The following is a 19,555-nucleotide window of genomic DNA, read 5'->3' as shown; positions in this document are numbered from 1 at the left end:
ATTGCCCGGGTCTTGCACGCGCGGCTGCTTGTGCGTTAGCGCTGGTAGGGGCCCATCTCGGTGACAGGCGTCGCATTAGTCCCACCAGTCCCGCTACTCTCGATAGAGCACGTGCGTGTCGATACCACAGGTGGGGAAGCCTCGTGGCGCGACACGTGTCGAAGGACGCGGTAAACATGTCGCCGAACAAGAAGGAGGATTTGCCCGCCGTCGGGCAGGTCCAGTTCCTGACGGTTGCCGAGGTGGCCACGCTGATGCGGGTCTCCAAGATGACCGTCTACCGTCTCGTGCACTCGGGTGAGCTGCCCGCCGTCAGGGTCGGGAAGTCCTTCCGGGTGCCGGAGAAAGCAGTGCACGAGTACCTCCAGGGCGCGTATTACGACGTGGGTTGATCCACGCCCCGGCCAGCGGCACGCCGTGCTTCGACGTGCCCGCTGACCGGCCCGCCCGGGGACACGGGTAACCTGGAAAACCGCTCGTGCCTGTGCGCTCCACCCGTTGGACGCTGCGCCGGGCAGCGTGACCGACGTCGACCTAAGGAGCGCCCATGGGCTCTGTGATCAAGAAGCGCCGCAAGCGCATGTCGAAGAAGAAGCACCGCAAGCTGCTTCGCCGTACGCGCGTCCAGCGTCGTAAGGCCGGCAAGTAAGCCTGCCGAGTGTCACCGTGGCCCGTCCAGCTTCTGGACGGGCCACGTCCATGTGGTGGGCACGGTCCGCCCGTTCGAGTGAGGCGTTCGTCGCTTTCCGGCGAAACCGGTGTTAATAGCACGTGAGACGACCCGGAGCTACCACTGAAGAGCGGTAACATCTCAAGGGCGTCCGCGCGATGCTTCCAGTGAGTGCAGGTTCGCGCGCCTCGGGTGACCGTCCACCCCCCACACGCCCTACGCCGCAGGGAGTCGCATGCCGTCGAACATCGTGCTCGTCACCGGGGTCGCCGGCGAACTGGGCGGGAAACTGCTCGCCCGGCTGGGCAACAACCCCGACTTCGAACGGGTCATCGGTGTCGACACGGTCCCGCCGGACAAGACCGTCCTGCAGCGCATGGGCCACGCGGAGTTCGTCCGCGCGGACATCAGGAACCCGTTGATCGCCAAGGTGATCAGCACCGCCAAGGTCGACACGGTGGTGCACGCGTCCGTCACCGCGCACCCGGCCGGGCCGGGCCGCCGCACGGCGATCAAGGAAGTCAACGTCATCGGCACCATGCGGCTGCTCGCCGCGTGCCAGCGCTCGCCGCTGGTGCGGAAGCTGGTGGTCAAGTCCACGGCGGCGGTCTACGGCGCCGGCGCCCGTTCGCAGGCGGTGTTCACCGAGGACTCCGAGCTCATCCCCACGTCGACCAGCGGGTACGCGAAGGACGCCGTCGAGATGGAGGGGTACGTGCGGGGCCTGGTGCGCCGCCGCCCGGACATCACGACCACGTTGTTCCGCTTCGCCAACATCATCGGCCCCGAGACCGACACCGTCCTCGCGCGCTACTTCGCGCTGCCGGTGGTGCCGACGGTCTTCGGCTACGACGCGCGCATCCAGCTGCTGCACTCCGCGGACGCGCTGTCCGTGCTGGAACGGGCGGCCCTGCACGACAAGCCCGGCGTGTTCAACGTCGGTGCGGAGGGGGTACTCACCCTCTCGCAGGCGATCCGGCGGGCCGGCCGGGTCGAGCTGCCGATGCCGCGGAGCGTGGTGCCGTCGGTCGGCAAGGTCCTGCGCGGCGCGCGCGTCGTGGACTTCTCCGCCGACCAGGTCCGGCTGCTGAACTTCGGCCGGGTCGTCGACATCGCCAAGCTGAAGCAGGAGTTCGGGTACACCCCGCGGTGGACCACACGTGAGGCGTTCGACGACTACATCGTGGGACGCGGGCTCCGCCCGGTGCTCGACGGCGGCAAGCTGGCCGGCCTGGCCGGCAAGGTGCTCGTCGCCGCCGCGACCGGGCAGAGCCGGTGACCAGATCGAACTTGGACGACTTCGGAAGCGAGGCGGGAACGGTGGGCGGTGCCGAAGCGCAGGTCATCCCCCTGCACGGGCCGGGCCGGGAGAAGCCGGAGGCGGTGGACGCCGAGCGGGACCTCCGTGAGCAGGAGGAGGCGCCGGTCGTCGCCTTCCCCGGCGGCGTCGACCGGCCGGCGCCCGAGGAGCCGCTTTCGGCCGCCGCCCGGTCGGCGCTCGGCTTCATCCGCGACCGGCTGACCGGCGACTACACAGTGGACGAATTCGGCTTCGACGCCGAACTGACCGAGGCGGTGTTCCTGCCGCCGCTGCGGGCGCTGTACAAGAAGTGGTTCCGCGTCGACACCCACGGCGTCGAGAACCTGCCCGCCTCGGGCGGCGCGCTGCTGGTGTCCAACCACTCCGGCACGATCCCGCTCGACTCCCTGATGACGGCGGTGGCGGTCCACGACGAGACCGGCGGCCGTCACCTGCGCGGCCTCGGCGCGGACCTGGTGTTCCAGGTGCCGCTGGTGGGGTCGTTCGCCCGCAAGTCCGGCCAGACGCTGGCCTGCCACGCGGACGCCGAGCGCCTGCTGCGCAAGGGCGAGCTGGTCGGGGTGTGGCCGGAGGGCTTCAAGGGCGTCGGCAAGCCGTTCGCCTCGCGCTACAAGCTGCAGCGCTTCGGCCGCGGCGGGTTCGTGTCGGCGGCGCTGAAGGCGGGCGTGCCGATCATCCCGGTGTCGGTCATCGGCGCGGAGGAGATCTACCCGAAGCTCGGCGACATCAAGGTGCTGGCGCGGATGCTCGGGCTGCCCTACTTCCCGGTGACGCCGTTCTTCCCGATGCTCGGCCTGCTCGGCGCGGTGCCGTTGCCGACGAAGTGGAGCATCGAGTTCGGTGCGCCGATCGCGACCGACGCCTTCGGCCCGGACGCCGTCGACGACCCGATGCTGGTGTTCCAGCTGACCGACCAGGTGCGCGAGTCGATCCAGCAGACGCTTTACCAGCGGCTTTCGCAGCGTAAGTCGGTTTTCCGCGGCTGAGCGGTCACCCGGCCCGGGCAGGTGCCGGGTGACCGCCTGCCTGGTCAGGCTTCGAGTTCGCGGGCTTTCGGCCGGTAGCCCAGCCGTCCCCGCGTCGCGACGAGCAGGACCAGCGACACCGCGGCCGAGGCGAGCAGGAACGCGTGTGTCGTGTCCCGCACCGACAGCGACGGGAACAGCTCCGACCAGGCCAGCGAGAAGAAGTTGTTGACGCTCGTGTGCAGCAGCATGGCCAGCGGCAGGCTCTGGCCGGTGCGGTTGAACACCCAGGTCATGATGATGCTGAAGGTGACGCAGGTGGCGACGAACTCGATCGGCGTCAGCCAGGTGACGTCCGGCCAGCCACCCCACTCGCTGAAGAACAGCGGCAGGTGCCACACGCCCCACAGCGGGCCGAGGATCAGCGTGCCGCCGAGCGGCCCGTAGCGCTGCTGGAGGCGGGGCAGGGCGAAGTCCCGCCAGCCGGGTTCCTCCGCGAGCCCGGTCGTGACCATCTGCAGCGCCAGACCCGGCAGGTAGGCCACCAGCGTCGCCACCGCCGGGACGAGGGGGGTCTGCTCGGACAACGCCATCGTGCTGATCGTGAGCAGCGCGGGCACGCTGAGCACGACGGCCACGTACCAGAACCAGTGGACCCGCCACTTGAACAGCCGCGCCGCCCAGCGGCGCAGGCCGGTCCGCCCGTCGGCGAGCGCGGTGACGAAGAACGCCGCGCCGATCGGGCCGAGGTAGGCGCCCGGCAGGACGCCGGCGAACTGCGAGGTGCCGAGCAGCTCCGGGAACCGGAAGTGGAGCACACCGAGCCCGTTCTCCGACAGGATGTAGGGCGTCCAGGCGACCCAGCTCAGCAGGTTGGCCAGGGCGAAGAACCAGGTGAGCGGGTGTCTGCGGAGGCTGTCCCGCAGCCTGCCGCCGTCACTGGCCCGCTCTTCGATGTCCACTCGGGTCGCCACCGCACTGCCTTTCGCCGAAGCTGCTCTTCCGATGGGAAAAGCACACCAGCCGGCGGCGGGCGGGTCATTCCCGCGCGCACCCGAGTAGTTGGTAGCGCAGGCGCTACCGGCGGCGGTACGCCATGCCCGCGGCGACGGCGCCGGCCAGTGCGCCCGCGCCCAGCACCGACGGCACGCCGATCTTCGCCGCCTTGCGGCCGGTGCGGAAGTCGCGGATCTCCCAGCCGCGGGCCCGGGCCACGTCACGCAGGCCGCCGTCCGGGTTGACCGCCACCGCCGTGCCCACCGCCGACAGCATCGGGATGTCGTTCGCCGAATCCGAATACGCGGTGCAGCGCTTGAGGTTCAGGCCCTCGCGGGAGGCCAGCGCCCGGACCGCGTGGGCCTTCGCGCGGCCGTGCAGGAGGTCGCCCACCAGACGGCCGGTGTACACGCCGTCGCGGGTTTCGGCCACCGTGCCGAGCGCCCCGGTGAGACCGAGGCGGCGCGAAATGATCGCCGCCAGCTCGATCGGGGTCGCCGTCACCAGCCAGACCCGCTGCCCCGCGTCCAGGTGCATCTGGGCCAGCGCGCGGGTTCCGGACCAGATCTTGTCCGCCATCAGCTCGTCGTAGATCTCTTCGCTGATCGACGTCAGCTCCGCCACCGTGCGACCGGCCACAAAGGACAGTGCGCGCTCGCGGTGGGTCTTGATGTCCTCTTTGTTCTCGCGGCCGCCGAGCCGGAACTTGATCTGGCCCCAGACGAACCCGGCGAGGTCCGCCGACGTGAAGAACTTGCGCGCCGCCAGGCCGCGGGCGAAGTAGAAGATCGACGCGCCCATCATCATCGTGTTGTCGACGTCGAAGAACGCGGCCGCGGTCAGGTCGGGCGGGGCAGGCGGGGCGGGGGGCTCGGCGGCTTCGGACACCACGCGGGCGTGGGCAGCCTCGGCGGACGCCTCACCCGCGAGCGCGGCGAGCCGTTCGAGCTCCTGACTCTTGTCTCTGCCACGCCAAGCTGACACCTACACCGCCTCCACGTCTGCCCACGTCCCGGGGTCCTTTGCACAGCGTAGCGATCCGCCCACCGGCCCGTCGCAGGTGTGGCCGGGACCTCAGCCGATCACGATCGGCGGCAGGCCCGGCAGCAGCGGCGGCAGCGAAATCAGCGGCGGCGTGGACGTGGTGGTCGTCGGTGCCGGCGGCCGGGACGTGGTCGACGGCTGGCCGAACACCGGGGGCGGCGTCACCCCACCGGTCGGTGCCGGGATGCCCGGGGTCGCGGTGGCGTCCGACGGCGGCGGCTGCGTGCCCGTCACCGACGGGGCCGTGCTGTCCGCCGACGAAGGCGCGACCGACGCCGACGTCGGCTGCTCGCCGGCGGCCGGTGCCGGCCGCTGGGTGCACTCGCCGGTCGCCGGGAGCGGGCCCAGCTCGTCGGAGGTGCCGGTGGTGATCCGGTAGCAGTTCATCCGCGCCACCAGGCCGCTCGTGCGCTCCTGGACCTTGCCCAGCAGGGTCCGGACGTCGTCGAACACCGGCGACGCGCCGGCCGGCAGCGGCTGCGCGGCCAGCCTCGCCGCCTGGTTGCGCGCCCACAGCCGGACGTCGGACAGCGCCTGCGTCCCGCCGTCGCTGGTCGCCGCGGCGGACAGCTGGGCCACACCGGCCCGCAGATCGGTTGCGAAGTCGTCGTAGGCGGTCCGGTAGGCGGACGCGCTCGCGTCTTCGGCCGCCAGTTCGCCGAGCTCGGTGATCCGGTTGGTGGCGAACTCGAGGTGCTTGCGCGCCTTCTCCTGGTCGCCGAACGTCAGGCCGAGCGCGGTCGACTCGCCGGCCCGCTTGACGCTGTACAGCGCGTCACCGGGCAACGCGGTGCGCGAGAGCACCAAGGTCAGCCCCGAGAGGACGAGGAAGAGGAAGAGCGCGGCGGCCACCAGGTCGGCGGTCCGCGGCCGCCACCTCCGACCCGTCTCGGTGGCCCCCGCCGTCTCCAGGCGGCCCGCGATCTCCGCGCGGATCCGCTGCCGGGTCTCCAGGTCCGGCGCCCCGGCCGCGCCGAGCTCGCGCAGGGCACCGACGAGCGCGAGTTCGTCGGCGAACTCACCGTCGCGGCGTACCGGCGACGGTTCCAGGGCACGCGCGAACCGCTCGCTCTCGGCTCGCTCACGCGCAAACCTCACGGCGCTGCTCTCTCCATCCGGGCTCCGGCCGGTCCTTGCACCGGTCTGCGTGGGGTAACGATCCAGAAGCCGCCAGGGTTACCGGTTCGGGCCGACGAACGGAAAAGTTCGCGGGTTCAGCGCAATCCGGTGGGCAGAAGTTGTGCCAATCGGCGTACGGCGCGGTGCTGGAGCGCCTTGATCGCGCCTTCGTTGCGGTTCATGATCTCGGCCGTCTCGGCGACGGACAGGCCCTGCAGGAACCGCAGCACAATGCATTCGCGCTGGTCATCGCCCAGTTCCGCGACGCAGCGCAGCAGCTCGGCCCGGGTGGCGCGGCTGATCGCCTCCTGCTCGGGACCCACCTGGGCCGTCGCGCCGACGCTGAACGGCGCCGCACCGGGCTCGGTCACCTCGTCGGTGACGACTTCGAGCTTGAACCGGCTCGACTTGACGTGGTCGAGCACGAGGTTGCGGGCGATGGTGACGAACCAGGCGCCGACGTCACGTCCCTGGTAGCTCACCGACGTGATGCGGCGCAGCGCGCGCAGGAACGTCTCGCTGGTGACGTCCTCGGCGAGGTCGCGGTCGCCGAGCCGGAACAGCACGTACCGGTAGACGACGTCGACGTAGCGGTCGTAGAGCCGGCCGAAGGCGGACGAGTCGCCGTCCTGTGCGGCCCGCACCAGGTCCCAGGCCTCGGCCTTGGCCGCCTCGGCGCGCTCGTCGTCGGCCGCGTGCCTGCTCAGCGGCACGGCGGAGGTCCGGCCGAAGACGCGCTCGGCGAACATGAAGACGGGCCCGCGGCTGACGGCGGTGGGGACGGTCATCGGGCGGCACCTCCGGCGGTGGCTTCGACCCAGCGGGCCACGGTACCCCCGGAACACCGGCGAGCAGGGAAGGGCCGGCTCGCGTGCCCCACGACCTCGTGGGCAGGCAAGTTCCTCACGGCGACTCCCTCTCTCCGGTCGCGGCGGTGATCAACACCACCGGCGCGACGCAGTGCAGCATACGTGTTGTTACCGCTAAGTAGGTAGTGGTTCCGGGGTTGCTCAGACGCGACGCGTGCGGTCAGCACCCATGACGTCGCTTCAGATGACAGACTTGCAACGGTTGGCGCCGGGCGAGGAGAGGCAGGTCGCGGGTGAGTGCTCCAGAGGAGACGCAGCCGGGGGTCGCCGGGCTGCTCACGAGGGCCGCGGCGACGTGGCCGGAGCACCCGGCCGTCCTCGAAACCGGCACCGGCCGCGGCCTCACCTACCGCGAGGTCGACGCGGCCGCCCAGGCCCAGGCCCGCCGGCTGGCGGACGTCGGCGTCGCGCCCGGCGACCGGGTGGGGCTGCGGCTGCCGACGTCGCTGGACTTCGTGGTCGCCTTCTTCGGCGCGCTGCGCGCGGGAGCCGTCGTCGTGCCGCTGTCACCGCAGGTGCCCGCGCCCGAGCTCGAGAAGCTGCTGGAGCACAGCGGCGCGAAGGTCGTCGTCCAGCGCGATCCGGACGAGGACCTCCCGGACTGGGTGAGCGGTCTCACGCCCGGGGGTGACCCGGCCGGAGGAGGCGAGTTCGCCGACGCCGGCCGGTCCGGGGAGGACATCGCGGTCGTTTCGTACACGTCCGGCACCACCGGGCCGCCGCGCGGGGTGATGCTGTCGCACCGGGCGCTGCTGGCGAACCTCGAGCAGATCAGCGCGGTCGACGGCGTCCTCGAGCACGACGACCGCGTGCTGATCACCATCCCGCTCTTCCACGTCTACGGCCTCGGGCCCGGCCTCCTGCAGGCCACGGCCGTCGGCGCGACCGCGGTGCTGTCGGAGCGCTTCGAAGCCCAGCGCACCCTGGACGACTGCGCCGAGCACCGCGTCACCTCGATCACCGGCGTCCCGACGATGTACGGCGAGTTCGCGGCGTTCGGCGCCGACGAGCTCCGCCGCGGCCTGGCCTCCGTGCGGCGGATGACCTCGGGCGCCGCGCCGCTGCACCCGAAGGTGCTGACCGCGATCCGGGAGGCCACCGGCCTCGACGTCTACGAGGGCTACGGCCTCACCGAGTGCGCGCCGGTGGTCACCTCGACGCTGGTCACCGGCTACCCGAAGCCCGGCTCGGTCGGCCGGCCGCTGCCCGGGATCGAGCTGCGGCTGGTCGACAGCGACGGCACCGACCAGGCCGTGCCGCTCGACCCGGACGACGTCGACGACGTCTTCGAGGCCGACGGCGAGACCGGGCTGGTGTCGATCCGCGGCGCCAACCTCTTCTCCGGCTACTGGCCCGACGGGGCGCACGGCCCGGACGACGAGGGCTGGTTCCGCACCGGCGACGTCGGCTACCTCGACACCGACGGCGACCTGCACCTGGTCGACCGGGCCAACGACCTGATCATCGTCAACGGCTTCAACGTCTTCCCCCGCGAGGTGGAGGAGGTCATCGCGCAGCTGGCGGAGGTGACCGAGGCGGCGGTCGTCGGCGTGGTCGACGAGCGCAGCGGCGAGGCGGTCAAGGCGGTCGTCGTGCCCGCCGCCGGGGCCGCGCTGTCCGAGCAGCAGGTCGTCGACCACTGCGCGGCCCACCTGGCCGGGTACAAGGTGCCGCACCTGGTCGAGTTCGCCGAGTCGCTGCCGCACTCGGCCACCGGGAAGCTGCGGCGCCTGCGGTTGCGGTAGGAAGAACGGCATGGCGCACGAAGTGACGGTGATGGGCCGGGACGGTTGCCACCTCTGCGAGGTCGCGGAGGCCGACGTCGCCCGGATCTGCGGTGAGCTCGGCGTCGCCTGGACGGCCGAGGACGTCGACACCGACCCCGAGTGGCGCGCCGAGTACGGCGACCGCGTCCCGGTGATCCTGGTCGACGGCGCCGAGCACGGGTACTGGCGCGTCGAAGAGGACCGGCTGCGGCGGGCCCTGCAGCCGTAACACGTCCGTAAGCCGGATCGGGCAGCCTTCCGGCGGCTCCGCTCCGAAGATGGAGACGTGAGCACTCTGCAGGACGCCCCGCCCGAGGCACCCCGCCGGCTTTCGCTGCCGGTCGCGACGCTGATCGGGATCCTCGCGCTGGCCGCCGCCCTCGGCGTCGGGCACCTGGTCGCGGGCTTCGTCGGGTACACGGCGTCGCCGTTCATCGCGGTGGCGAACTACGTCGTCGACCACAGCCCGACGGCCATCGTGAAGTGGGCCGAGCGGACGCTGGGCACCTGGGACAAGCCGGTGCTCAAGCTCGGCCTCGCCGTGGTGCTGGTCCTGTTCGCGCTGCTCGCCGGGCAGCTGTCGCGCCGGACGCCGCGGGCCGGGCAGGTGCTCGTCTTCGTCCTCGGTGCCGCCGGGGTCGCGGCCGTCTTCGCGCGCAGCGACCTCGGCCAGGTTTCGCTGCTCGCGCCGGTCGCCGCCCTGGTCGCCGGGCTCGCGGTGTTCACCGTCCTGCACCGGATCGCGCTCCCGGCGGACGTCGTCGACGAGGGCGGCTTCGACCGCCGCAAGTTCCTGCGGGCCGGGGTGGGGGTGGCCGCGGGGTCGGGGCTCGCGGCCGTCGTCGGCCAGGTCGCCGGGACCAGCTCGAACGCCGAGGACTCGCGGGCCGCCGTCGGGCCGCTGGTCCCGGCGCGCACCGCGCCCCCGCTGCCCGCGGACGCCGACTTCGCGAAGCTCGGCTCCCCGCCTTTCCTCACGCCGAACGCGGACTTCTACCGCATCGACACCGCGCTGGTCGTGCCGCAGATCCGGACCGAGGACTGGAGCCTGAAGATCCACGGGATGGTCGACCGCGAGGTGAGCTTCTCCTACGCCGACATCCGCAGCCGGCCGCTGGTCGAGCGCCGGGTGACGCTGACGTGCGTGTCCAACGAGGTCGGCGGGCCGCTGATCTCGAACGCGTCCTGGATCGGCGTCGACCTGGTGGACCTGCTTGCCGAGGCGGGCGTGCAGCCGGGCGCGGAGCAGATGTTCGCCACCAGCACCGACGGCTGGACGTGCGGCACCCCGGCGGACGTCGCCCTCGACCCGGACCGCGGCGCGATGCTGGCGATCGGGATGAACGGCGAGCCGCTGCCGGTCGAGCACGGCTTCCCGGCCCGGATCGTCATCCCCGGCCTGTACGGCTACGTGTCGGCGACGAAGTGGGTCGAGTCGCTCGAATTCACGAAGTGGGACGCCCGGCAGGCGTACTGGCTCAGCCGCGGGTGGGCCGAGCAGGCCCCGATCAAGACCGAGTCCCGGATCGACAAGCCGAGCGGTTTCGCCGGCGTCACGGCGGGCAAGGTCCGGCTGGCCGGCACGGCGTGGGCGCAGCACACCGGGATCGCGAAGGTCGAGGTGCGGCTGGACCAGGGGGAGTGGCGGGAGGCGACGCTGTCGGCCGAGGTGAGCAAGGACACCTGGCGGATGTGGTGGATCGAGCTGGACGTGCCGAAGGGCACGCACCAGGCGTCGGTCCGGGCGACCGACCAGGACGGCTACACGCAGACGGAGAACCGCGCGGACCCGGTCCCGGACGGCGCGACCGGCTGGCACTCGGTCACCCTCGACGCCCGCTGACCCTCAAGCGCCCCCAAGGTGGCCTTCGGTGCGCTAGACGCAACCAAGGCCGCCTTCGGGCACTTGTCGACCAGCCCGGCGGTGCCGCTCACCGCGTCCGGTGGCCCGTTCGCCGCGTCCCGCGAGGCGCACCGGCGGACCGCATTCGATCACCGCTCGCGCGGGCCCGACGCGGAAGTGCCTGCCGGGCAAGGATTCTGACGCGGTGTCGTGATCTCCGCGGTGCCCGTACCGCTCCGGAACCGCCTCCGACCAGTGACTTTGTGCGTGCGTTCACAAGTGGTCTACCGTAAGGGCGTCGCCCGGGACGGGCCGGTATCGAACCGGAGTCCGGGGCCTGGGTCAAGACACAGTTCCAAATGGCGACGGCCGCCAGACGTGCACAGCGGGCAGGAGAACTACGGCGTGGTGACACAGCGGGGGAGGCGCGAAGCGGCGGACTCCCCGGGCCGGGCGCCCCGGCGGCCCCGCCGTCCGGCCGGTCTCGACGCCGACAACGCCCCCACCGCCGAAATGCCCGCGGTACCCGCCGGTGAGCCGGGCCGCAACGGGGATGCCCCCGAGGCCGTCCGGGCGAAGTCCATCCCCGAGGCCGCCGTCGCCCGGCTGGCCGTCTACCTGCGCGTGTTGTCCGGAATGTCGGAACAGGGCGCGACGACCGTTTCGAGCGAAGAACTCTCGCAGGCCGCCGGCGTGAATTCCGCCAAATTGCGCAAAGACCTCTCCTACCTCGGCTCCTACGGCACCCGCGGCGTCGGGTACGAGGTCGGCGTCCTGGTCAGCCAGATCGAGCGCATCCTCGGCCTGACCCGCCAGCACAAGGTGGCCGTGGTCGGGATCGGCAACCTGGGCCACGCGCTGGCCAACTACGGCGGCTTCCCGGGGCGCGGCTTCCCGGTCGAAGCGCTGTTCGACCTGGACCCGGACCTGATCGGCGTGCCGGTCGGCGGGCTGCCGGTGTCGCACATGGACGACATCCCGCGGATCTGCGCCGAGCGCGGCATCTCCATCGGCGTGATCGCCACCCCGCCCACCGCGGCGCAGTCGGTGTGTGACCGGCTGGTCGCAGGCGGTGTCCAGTGCATCCTCAACTTCGCTCCGGTCGTGTTGCAGGTTCCTGCTCACATCGAGGTCCGCAAAGTGGATTTGGCCGTCGAGCTGCAGATACTCTCGTTCCATGTGGCCCGCCGCGCGGACAGTGAAGCCTCGGCCGCCGGCAATCAGGGCAATTCCGGATTACCCGGAGCGGTTCACCCGTCCGAGAATGGGAACGGCAGGCGGAACGGCTCGGGTCCGGACGGCGGACGGGAAATGGTGGTGCGCTCATGAGCGTTTTGGCGGTCGGGCTTTCGCACCGGAGTGCGGAGCTGAGCACGCTCGAGCGCGTCGCGGTGCCCGCGCCCGAGATCGGCAAGGTGCTCGACGAGCTGCAGCAGGCCGAGCATGTCAGTGAGGTCATGCTGGTCTCGACCTGCAACCGGATCGAGGTCTACGCGGTCGTCGAGACCTTCCACGGCGGCCTCAACGACGTCTCCGAGGTGCTCGCCCGCCAGGCCGGGATGGCGCCCGCCGAGCTCTACGACAGCCTGTACGTCCACTACGCCGGCGCCGCCGTCGAGCACCTGTTCTCGGTCACCTCGGGCCTGGACTCGATGGTCGTCGGCGAGACGCAGATCCTCGGTCAGGTCCGCTCCGCCTACGCCACCGCGCGCGAGGCCGGCACCGTCGGCCGCACGCTGCACGAGCTGATCCAGACCACGCTGCGCGTCGGCAAGCGCGTGCACACCGAAACCGGGCTCGACCAGCTCGGCGCGTCGGTCGTGTCCGAAGCGCTCGCCGCGGCCGGGGACGTGGCGGGCAAGCACGCCGTCATCGTCGGCGCCGGTTCGATGGGCGCGCTGAGCGCCTCGCAGCTGCGCAAGGCCGGGATCGGCGAGATCACCGTGGCCAACCGCACCGACGCCCGCGCCCGGCGGCTCGCCGCGAACGTCACCGAGCAGGGCGTGCCGGCCCGCGCGGTCCCGCTGTCCGCGGTCGCCGACGCGGTGCGGGACGCCGACATCGTCATCTGCTGCACCGGCGCGCAGGACGCCGTCTTCGCCCCGGAGCACGTACTGCCGCGCGGCGGCCGGGCCCTCGTCGTCTGCGACCTCGGCCTGCCCCGGGACGTCGACCCCGAGGTCGGCGAGCTGGCGGACGTCCGGGTGGTCGACCTGGCCACCATCCAGCGCCGGATGCGCGAAGCCGGCACCCCGACCACCGAGCGCCAGACGGCCAAGGCGACCGGGATCGTCCTCGACGAGGTGCGCGACTACCTCGCCGGGCAGCGCAGCGCCGAGGTGACGCCGACGGTGACCGCGCTGCGCCGCCGCGCGGCCGAGGTCGTCGACGCCGAGCTGCTGCGGCTGGACAACCGCCTGCCGGACCTGGACGGCGCCGTCCGCGAGGAGGTCGGCCGCACGGTCCGCCGGGTGGTCGACAAGCTGCTGCACGCGCCCACGGTGCGGGTCAAGCAGCTGGCCGCCGAGACGGCCGAGACCGACTACGCGAACGCGTTGCGCGAACTGTTCTGCCTCGACCCGCAGGCGCCCGCCGCGGTGGCGAGCCCGAAGCCCCCACCAGAGAAGAAGTAGTAGTGACCAGAGTCATTCGAATGGGTACGCGCGGTTCGAAGCTCGCGCTCACCCAGACCGGGACCGTTGCCGACGCCCTGCGCGCCACCGGCGTCGAGGTCGAGATCGTCAAGGTGACCACCCCCGGCGACAGGTCGCTGGCCCCGATCGCGACGATCGGTGTCGGCGTGTTCACCTCGGCGCTGCGGGAAGCCTTGCTGCGCAACGAAGTCGACGTCATCGTCCACTCCTACAAGGACCTGCCGACCGCGCCGGAACCGGGCATCACGCTGGCCGCCGTGCCGCCGCGCGAGGACCCGCGGGACGCGTTGATCGCGCGTGACGGGCTCACGCTGGGCGAGCTGCCGCCGGGTTCGACGGTGGGCACGGGCGCGGCGCGGCGCACCGCGCAGCTGCGTGCGCTGGGCCTCGGTTTGGAAATCGTGCCGATTCGCGGCAATATCGACACCCGCATGCGCAAGGTGACCGACGGCGAGCTCGATGCCGTGGTGCTCGCGCGTGCCGGACTGGCCAGGGTCGGTCTGGTCGAGGCGATCACCGAGACCCTCGACCCGATCCAGATGCTGCCCGCGCCCGCACAGGGCGCGCTGGCGGTGGAGTGCCGGGCGGGAGACGTGGACCTCGAGCAGCTGCTCCGGTCCACTTTGGACGACGAGGGCACGCGGGCCGCGGTGACGGCCGAGCGGGCCCTGCTGGCCGCGCTCGAGGCGGGGTGCAGCGCGCCGGTGGGCGCGCTCGCCGAGATCGTCGAAGATCTCGACGCCGAGGGCAAGGTCGTGGAACGGATCTCGCTGCGCGGCACCGCCGCCGCGGAGGGCGAAAACGGTGCGGTGGACATGGTCCGGGCCTCCGCGCTGGCCGACAAGGACCAGGCCGCCCAGCTGGGCAAGGACCTGGCCGCCGAGCTGCTGGACCTGGGTGCCGGAGCGTTCTCCGGCCCCGCGCAGTAGCGCTCTCGCGAGCGCTTCGAACAGACGTGTAGGAGACCTGCGTCCGTGCATTCGCGCACGGTCGCCGCAAGAGGAGAAACGCACAGATGACCCCCGCGCGAAAGACCACCGGGCGCGTAGCGTTCGTGGGCTCCGGCCCCGGCGACGCCGGCCTGCTCACGGTCCGTGCCCAGGAGCTGCTGACCAAGGCCGAGGTCGTGGTGACCGACCCCGACGTGCCGCAGGCCGTGCTGGCCATGGCCGCCGAGGGCGCCGAGGTCCGGCCCGCCGTCGGCGAAGCCGCCGAGGTCGCCAAGGACCTGACCACCGAGGCCAAGGCCGGCCGGCTGGTGCTGCGCCTGGTCGCGGGCGACCCGCTGACCACCCCGGCCGTGGTGGCCGAGGTCCAGGCGGTCGCGCGCACGAGCGCCGTGTTCGACGTCATCCCGGGCGTCTCCCCGGCCGCCGCCGTCCCGGCGTACGCGGGCGTCGCGCTGGGCGGCACGCACACCGAGGTCGACGTCCGCGGCGACGTCGACTGGGCGGCACTGGCCGCCGCGCCCGGCCCGCTGGTGCTGCACGCCACGTCGGCGCACCTGGCCGAGGCCGCTTCGGCGCTGACCGGCAACGGCGTCCCGGCGTCGACCCCGGTCGCGGTCACCGCGAACGGCACCATCAACACCCAGCGCACCCTCGACACCACGCTCGAGAAGGTCGCGAACGACGCGGGCGAGCTCGTCGGGCCGCTGATCGTCACGATCGGCCAGGCCGCCGGGGCCCGCTCGAAGCTGTCCTGGTGGGAGTCGCGCGCGCTGTACGGCTGGAAGGTCCTGGTGCCGCGCACCAAGGAGCAGGCCGGCGAGATGGCCGAGCGCCTGCGCGGCCACGGCGCGACGTCGCACGAGGTGCCGACCATCTCGGTCGAGCCGCCCCGCAGCCCGGCCCAGATGGAGCGCTCGGTCAAGGGCCTGGTCGACGGCCGCTACCAGTGGATCGTCTTCACCTCCACCAACGCGGTCCGCGCGGTGTGGGAGAAGTTCGAGGAGTTCGGGCTCGACGCCCGCGCGTTCTCCGGCGTGAAGATCGCCTGCGTCGGCGAATCGACCGCGGCGAAGGTCCGCTCGTTCGGCATCATCCCGGAGCTGGTCCCGTCGGGCGAGCAGTCGTCCGAGGGCCTGCTGGCCGAGTTCCCGCCGTACGACGACGTGCTCGACCCGGTCGACCGCGTGCTGCTGCCGCGGGCGGACATCGCCACCGAGACGCTGTCGGCCGGCCTGCGCGAGCGCGGCTGGGAGATCGACGACGTGACGGCCTACCGGACCGTCCGGGCCGCCCCGCCGCCCGCCGAGACCCGCGAGATGATCAAGACCGGCGGGTTCGACGCGGTCTGCTTCACCTCGTCCTCGACCGTGCGGAACCTGGTCGGCATCGCCGGCAAGCCGCACACCCGCACGCTGGTCGCGTGCATCGGCCCGAAGACCGCCGAGACCGCGGTGGAGTTCGGGCTGCGGGTCGACGTCCAGCCGGAGAAGGCGGACGTGCCGCACCTGGTGGACGCCCTCGCCGAGCACGCCGCTCGCCTGCGTGCCGAGGGTGCGCTCCCGCCGCCGCGCAAGGCAAAGCGGGCCCGCCGCTCCTAACGTTCTTCACGACGAAGGCCGCCCCGGTTCGCCGGGGCGGCCTTCGCTCGTTTCAGCGGGGGTTGGTCTCGCGCCACTTCAGGTAGTCGGCCACCGAGGCGGGGACGTCGAAGTGCGGCTCGAAGCCGGTGTCCTCGGTGAGGCGGGAGATGTCCAGGTACGGGCCGCGCGCGCCGCCCGGTGGGAGGGTTGTGCCCAGCGCCGACGCGAACTCGCCGTAGGTGAACGGGCGGCCGCTCGAGACGTTGTAGACCTCGTGGTTCAACCTCGGGGCAGTGGTCAGCAGGGCTATCGCGCGGCCCGCGTCCGGCGCGTAGCAGACATCGCCGCCGTCGTCGGCGTGCATGGGTGAGGTCGCCGTGTTGACCAGCGACGGGATCGGGCAGAACGGTGAGGCCGGATCCACCAGCGGGCCCCAGATCGTGCCGATCCGCAGCACCACCGGCTGGACGCCGCTGCCCGCGAGCGCGTGCGTCGTCAGCGGCTCGACCGCCTTCTTGAACGCGATGATCAGGTGTGGCAGGTCGGCCGTAGGCAGGGAGAGGTCTTCGGTCCAGGTGATCTCGGGACGGCCGATGTACACGCCGAGGCTGCTCGCGACGGCGAACCGGCGGACACCCCACGCGCGGGCCGCGGCCAGCGCGTTGAGCAGGCCGGTCGTGTCCGTGCGGAAGAAGTCCACCGGATCCTCGCCGGGGATGCTGCCGGCGAGGTGGACGAGGTCGGTGATGTCGTGGCGCGAGCCGAGCGCGAGGAAGGCGTCCCGGTCGGTGACGTCGAGGTGCTCGACCGTGACGCGGCCGGCCAGGAACGAGGGGACGTCGCCGCGCCGGTGGGACGTCACGACCACGTCGTGGCCGAGGTCGAGGAGCGCGCGGGCGGTGTGGGCGCCGATCATGCCGAGCCCACCGGTGACGAGGATCATCGCGCCAGGCTAGGGACGCTCCTCCGGGGGTTCTTGAACGAATCGCGCAGGAACGGCAGGTAGGACGCCGAGTGGTCGTGGCCGCACGCGCACTCCTCGACGCTGCCGCCGAGCAGCGCGCGCGGGGTGAGCCCGGTCAGGCGAAGGCATTCCCGATTGAGGTGCGCCTGGTCGGCGTACCCGGCGTCGGCGGCGAGCCCGGCCGCACTCCGCAGCCCCGCCTGGGCCAGCGCGAGGAAACCCTGGAACCGCAGCGTCCGCTGCAGGACCTTCGGCGCGACGCCCACCGCCTGCAGACAGCGCCGGCGCAGCTGGCTGCGGGACAGCGCCAGGTGGCAGGCCAGGGTGTCGATGTCGACCGGGTGCCACGGCATCAGCAGCCGGACAGCCTCGCTGACCAGTGGATCCGCTTTCACCGACAGCCGGGCCTGGATGGTTTCGAGGGCCCGCTCCGGGGACGCGGCGACCGCCTCGGCCCATCGGTCGTCGGCCAGCTCGACGTGCTGGTCGACCAGTTCCTCGAGGGGCACTGGCAGCGGGGGCGCGGCACCTGGCCGGAACCGCACGCCGACGAGGGCCGTGCGCGGTGGGATGACCTCGAGCCGGGCCGCGGTCAGCGGGCCGAGCAGCCGGGGCCGGCCGCCGATCGGGAAGTGCAGCTCGGCGCCGCCGGTGGGCAGGTGCCGCTGGACGTACGGTTCGTCGCCGGTGCGCTGGAGCCAGACCGTCCGCACGAAGGGCGCCAGCCGCGGCACGGGCAGGCGTTCGACGTACTCGGTCACCCCCGTACCGAATCGTCCGCGCGGACGGGGGTCAAGCACCCTTGCGGAACTCCGGCGATCACAGCCGGAGTAACTTGGAGGGGTGTTCCCAGAGCATCGTCCCCGCAGGCTTCGCACCACCCCGGCCATGCGCAGGCTGGTGGGCGAAACGACGCTGCGGCCACGCCAGCTGATCCTCCCGATGTTCGTCGCCGAAGGGATCGACGCGCCGCGGCCGATCGCGAGCATGCCCGGCGTCGTCCAGCACACCCGCGACACGCTGCGGAAGGCCGCCGTCGACGCGGTCAACGCCGGGGTCGGCGGGCTGATGCTGTTCGGCATCCCGGCCACGCGCGACGCCGAGGGCTCCGGCGCGGTCGACGAGAAGGGCATCCTCAACGTCGCCCTCCGCGACCTGCGCCACGAGCTCGGTGACGCCACCGTGCTGATGGCCGACACCTGCCTCGACGAGTTCACCGACCACGGCCACTGCGGCGTCCTGGACGCCGACGGCGCGGTCGACAACGACGCCACCCTGCGGATCTACGCGCAGATGGCGATCGCGCAGTACGAAGCCGGAGCGCACGTGCTCGGGCCGTCCGGGATGATGGACGGCCAGATCGGCGTCATCCGCCGGGCGCTCGACGAGGTCGGGCACAAGGACGCGGCGATCCTCGCCTACTCCGCGAAGTACGCCAGCGCGTTCTACGGCCCCTTCCGCGAGGCCGTCGACTCGCAGCTCAAGGGCGACCGCAAGACCTACCAGCAGGACCCGGGCAACGGCCGCGAGGCGCTGCGCGAGCTCGAGCTGGACATCGCCGAGGGCGCCGACATGGTGATGGTCAAGCCCGCGCTGGCCTACCTGGACGTCATCAAGGCGGCCGCGGACATCTCCCCGGTGCCGGTGGCGGCGTACAACATCTCGGGCGAGTACGCGATGGTCGAGGCCGCCGCGGCGAACGGCTGGCTGGACCGCGAGCGGACGATCCTCGAAGTGCTGACGTCGATCCGCCGGGCCGGCGCGGACATGATCCTCACCTACTGGGCCGCGGAAGCTGCCGCCTGGCTGGAGTGACGGGCTAGAGTCCTCGCGTGGAAGACAAAGAGGACCTCACCGGTCTGACCGACGACGAACGGCGCAAGCAGGGCCGGTCGCCCGACCCGGTGCTCCCCGGTGAGAAAGCCCCCAAGGCGACGCCGCCGCGCCCGGTGGCCGTGTCGTTCTGGTTGTGGCTGGCCGGCGGCGTGGTGCTGATCCTCGGGTACGTCCAGCTGATGGCCGGCAAGTCCGCGGTCATCGACCGGTACATCGAGGGCACGAAGGACCCGAAGATCACCCCGCAGATGATCGCGGACGGCGTCACGGCGATGCTGTGGTTCCTGCTGGTCGGGTCGATCGTGTTCAGCCTGCTGTTCCTGCTGTTCGCGTACAAGGCCCGGGAAGGCACCCGCTCGGCCCGGACGGTGCTCACCGTGCTGCCGATCGTGATGGTGCTGCTGATCTTCACCTTCGCGCCGGTGCTGACGTACCTGACGCTGGTCGCGGTGCTGCTGTTCGTGATCGCGTTGGTGCTGCTGTACCTGCCCTCGGTGAGCGGCTACTTCCCCAAGGTCGGCAAGAAGCCGTGAGCGACCGGCTCTACGCCGAGTCCGGCGTGAGCTGGGCGGCCATCGGCTGGGGCCCGGTGTTCGCCCTGGTGGGTGCGCTCGCGGAGCTGGCCACCGGCGGCCCGGTGCACGTCGTGGGCTGGCTGATGGTCGGGTTCGGCCTCTGCGTCATCACCATGCCGTGGGTGTACGCCCGCCGCCGGTTCCTGTCGCTGGAGGTGACGACCGAGCGGCTGCGGCAGGGCCGGGAGCAGGTGCCGGCCGCGCAGATCGCCGAGGTGGCCGACGTCGGGACACCGGTCGGCGCGCGGGTGCTGGGCGGCGGCTGGTCGGTGCCGCGGAAGTACGACTCGCTGCCGGTGAAGCTGGCCGACGGCACGGTCGTGCTGGCGTGGGCCAAGGACGTCGAGGCCCTGCGGGACGCGCTGGACCGGCTCGTCCGGGCGACCCCGCGCGAAGCATGAGA

At 72.1% G+C, this 19,555-nt stretch carries 20 protein-coding genes; 14 read left to right on the top strand and 6 right to left on the bottom strand.

The genetic code is table 11. The features are described from left to right. Nucleotides 1-176 precede the first annotated feature (176 nt). From ACWEGE_RS03890 to ACWEGE_RS03875, 4 genes are all read left to right on the top strand, one after another. Entirely contained in the window at nt 177-392 is a 216-nt protein-coding gene (locus ACWEGE_RS03890) for a helix-turn-helix domain-containing protein (protein WP_013222402.1), read from the top strand. Between the two features lie 155 nt (nt 393-547). Beyond that, a complete protein-coding gene (locus ACWEGE_RS03885) occupies nt 548-649 on the top strand; it encodes a 30S ribosomal protein bS22 (RefSeq protein ID WP_007030867.1) in 102 nt (33 codons plus the stop codon). 256 nt (nt 650-905) lie between these two features. Continuing rightward, entirely contained in the window at nt 906-1,949 is a 1,044-nt protein-coding gene (locus tag ACWEGE_RS03880) for an NAD-dependent epimerase/dehydratase family protein (RefSeq protein WP_449658903.1), read from the top strand. Between the two features lie 11 nt (nt 1,950-1,960). After that, nucleotides 1,961-2,977: a lysophospholipid acyltransferase family protein gene (locus ACWEGE_RS03875; protein WP_449659078.1), complete on the top strand. Its 1,017-nt coding sequence runs from the start codon at nt 1,961-1,963 to the stop codon at nt 2,975-2,977. A gap of 44 nt (nt 2,978-3,021) precedes the next feature. Here the strand turns inward: ACWEGE_RS03875 and ACWEGE_RS03870 are convergent, their stop codons facing one another. From ACWEGE_RS03870 to ACWEGE_RS03855, 4 genes are all read right to left on the bottom strand, one after another. Continuing rightward, entirely contained in the window at nt 3,022-3,930 is a 909-nt protein-coding gene (locus ACWEGE_RS03870; RefSeq protein ID WP_449658902.1) for a CPBP family intramembrane glutamic endopeptidase, read from the bottom strand. Nucleotides 3,931-4,033: 103 nt separating this feature from the next. Then, nucleotides 4,034-4,936: an HAD family hydrolase gene (locus ACWEGE_RS03865; RefSeq protein ID WP_449658901.1), complete on the bottom strand. Its 903-nt coding sequence runs from the start codon at nt 4,934-4,936 to the stop codon at nt 4,034-4,036. A 90-nt stretch (nt 4,937-5,026) separates the two neighbouring features. Continuing rightward, entirely contained in the window at nt 5,027-6,094 is a 1,068-nt protein-coding gene (locus ACWEGE_RS03860; protein ID WP_449658900.1) for a DUF5667 domain-containing protein, read from the bottom strand. Nucleotides 6,095-6,210: 116 nt separating this feature from the next. Next, on the bottom strand, nt 6,211-6,903 hold the full coding sequence (locus ACWEGE_RS03855; RefSeq protein ID WP_449658899.1) for a sigma-70 family RNA polymerase sigma factor: 693 nt from the start codon (nt 6,901-6,903) through the stop codon (nt 6,211-6,213). A 314-nt stretch (nt 6,904-7,217) separates the two neighbouring features. Between ACWEGE_RS03855 and ACWEGE_RS03850 the strand changes: the two genes are divergently transcribed. The 7 genes from ACWEGE_RS03850 to ACWEGE_RS03820 all read left to right on the top strand — a co-directional run bounded on the left by ACWEGE_RS03850 (nt 7,218) and on the right by ACWEGE_RS03820 (nt 15,795). After that, the gene (locus ACWEGE_RS03850) at nt 7,218-8,729 is read left to right on the top strand and encodes a long-chain-fatty-acid--CoA ligase (RefSeq protein WP_449658898.1); all 1,512 of its coding nucleotides are present in this window, start codon (nt 7,218-7,220) and stop codon (nt 8,727-8,729) included. A 10-nt stretch (nt 8,730-8,739) separates the two neighbouring features. Beyond that, a complete protein-coding gene (locus ACWEGE_RS03845; protein WP_410561867.1) occupies nt 8,740-8,979 on the top strand; it encodes a glutaredoxin family protein in 240 nt (79 codons plus the stop codon). A 57-nt stretch (nt 8,980-9,036) separates the two neighbouring features. Next, nucleotides 9,037-10,593, top strand: a complete 1,557-nt coding sequence (locus ACWEGE_RS03840; protein WP_449658897.1) for a molybdopterin-dependent oxidoreductase — start codon at nt 9,037-9,039, stop codon at nt 10,591-10,593. Between the two features lie 405 nt (nt 10,594-10,998). Continuing rightward, nucleotides 10,999-11,922: a redox-sensing transcriptional repressor Rex gene (locus ACWEGE_RS03835; protein ID WP_449659077.1), complete on the top strand. Its 924-nt coding sequence runs from the start codon at nt 10,999-11,001 to the stop codon at nt 11,920-11,922. After that, nucleotides 11,919-13,226, top strand: a complete 1,308-nt coding sequence (locus ACWEGE_RS03830; RefSeq protein WP_449658896.1) for a glutamyl-tRNA reductase — start codon at nt 11,919-11,921, stop codon at nt 13,224-13,226. The genes ACWEGE_RS03835 and ACWEGE_RS03830 overlap by 4 nt, the downstream gene beginning before the upstream one ends. Before the next feature lie 20 nt (nt 13,227-13,246). Further along, nucleotides 13,247-14,176: a hydroxymethylbilane synthase gene (gene hemC / locus ACWEGE_RS03825; RefSeq protein WP_449658895.1), complete on the top strand. Its 930-nt coding sequence runs from the start codon at nt 13,247-13,249 to the stop codon at nt 14,174-14,176. An 86-nt stretch (nt 14,177-14,262) separates the two neighbouring features. After that, entirely contained in the window at nt 14,263-15,795 is a 1,533-nt protein-coding gene (locus ACWEGE_RS03820; RefSeq protein WP_449658894.1) for a uroporphyrinogen-III synthase, read from the top strand. 52 nt (nt 15,796-15,847) lie between these two features. On the opposite strand, the gene ACWEGE_RS03815 is transcribed toward ACWEGE_RS03820, so the two are convergent. Both ACWEGE_RS03815 and ACWEGE_RS03810 read right to left on the bottom strand, forming a co-directional pair. Continuing rightward, nucleotides 15,848-16,720, bottom strand: coding sequence for an NAD-dependent epimerase/dehydratase family protein (locus tag ACWEGE_RS03815; protein WP_449658893.1), 873 nt, complete (start codon nt 16,718-16,720; stop codon nt 15,848-15,850). Further along, the gene (locus ACWEGE_RS03810; RefSeq protein WP_449658892.1) at nt 16,717-17,502 is read right to left on the bottom strand and encodes a DUF6597 domain-containing transcriptional factor; all 786 of its coding nucleotides are present in this window, start codon (nt 17,500-17,502) and stop codon (nt 16,717-16,719) included. Before ACWEGE_RS03810 ends, ACWEGE_RS03815 begins: the two co-directional genes overlap by 4 nt. 82 nt (nt 17,503-17,584) lie before the next feature. On the opposite strand from ACWEGE_RS03810, the gene hemB reads away from it, so the two are divergent. Genes hemB through ACWEGE_RS03795 form a run of 3 tightly spaced genes read left to right on the top strand, consistent with a single transcriptional unit; the run spans nt 17,585 to nt 19,553 of the window. Beyond that, nucleotides 17,585-18,556 (top strand): porphobilinogen synthase, encoded by a 972-nt coding sequence (gene hemB / locus ACWEGE_RS03805; protein ID WP_449658891.1) that lies wholly within the window; start codon nt 17,585-17,587, stop codon nt 18,554-18,556. A gap of 17 nt (nt 18,557-18,573) precedes the next feature. Then, nucleotides 18,574-19,110, top strand: a complete 537-nt coding sequence (locus ACWEGE_RS03800) for a hypothetical protein (protein WP_449658890.1) — start codon at nt 18,574-18,576, stop codon at nt 19,108-19,110. After that, nucleotides 19,107-19,553 (top strand): hypothetical protein, encoded by a 447-nt coding sequence (locus tag ACWEGE_RS03795; RefSeq protein WP_449658889.1) that lies wholly within the window; start codon nt 19,107-19,109, stop codon nt 19,551-19,553. The genes ACWEGE_RS03800 and ACWEGE_RS03795 overlap by 4 nt, the downstream gene beginning before the upstream one ends. The last annotated feature ends 2 nt before the right edge of the window (nt 19,554-19,555 follow it).

Source organism: Amycolatopsis sp. NPDC004747 (genome assembly GCF_053601335.1).
Note: the sequence above shows the minus strand (reverse complement) of the source record. Positions and strands in the feature narration are given on the sequence as shown.

What these genes read in the sequence shown, in the direction of transcription:
- ACWEGE_RS03890 (WP_013222402.1), top strand. Translation starts at nt 177, where the DNA reads ATGTCGCCGAACAAGAAGGAGGATTTGCCCGCCGTCGGGCAGGTCCAG.
- ACWEGE_RS03885 (WP_007030867.1), top strand. Translation starts at nt 548, where the DNA reads ATGGGCTCTGTGATCAAGAAGCGCCGCAAGCGCATGTCGAAGAAGAAG.
- ACWEGE_RS03880 (WP_449658903.1), top strand. Translation starts at nt 906, where the DNA reads ATGCCGTCGAACATCGTGCTCGTCACCGGGGTCGCCGGCGAACTGGGC.
- ACWEGE_RS03855 (WP_449658899.1), bottom strand. Translation starts at nt 6,903, where the DNA reads ATGACCGTCCCCACCGCCGTCAGCCGCGGGCCCGTCTTCATGTTCGCC.
- ACWEGE_RS03845 (WP_410561867.1), top strand. Translation starts at nt 8,740, where the DNA reads ATGGCGCACGAAGTGACGGTGATGGGCCGGGACGGTTGCCACCTCTGC.
- ACWEGE_RS03830 (WP_449658896.1), top strand. Translation starts at nt 11,919, where the DNA reads ATGAGCGTTTTGGCGGTCGGGCTTTCGCACCGGAGTGCGGAGCTGAGC.
- hemC (WP_449658895.1), top strand. Translation starts at nt 13,247, where the DNA reads ATGGGTACGCGCGGTTCGAAGCTCGCGCTCACCCAGACCGGGACCGTT.
- ACWEGE_RS03820 (WP_449658894.1), top strand. Translation starts at nt 14,263, where the DNA reads ATGACCCCCGCGCGAAAGACCACCGGGCGCGTAGCGTTCGTGGGCTCC.
- ACWEGE_RS03815 (WP_449658893.1), bottom strand. Translation starts at nt 16,720, where the DNA reads ATGATCCTCGTCACCGGTGGGCTCGGCATGATCGGCGCCCACACCGCC.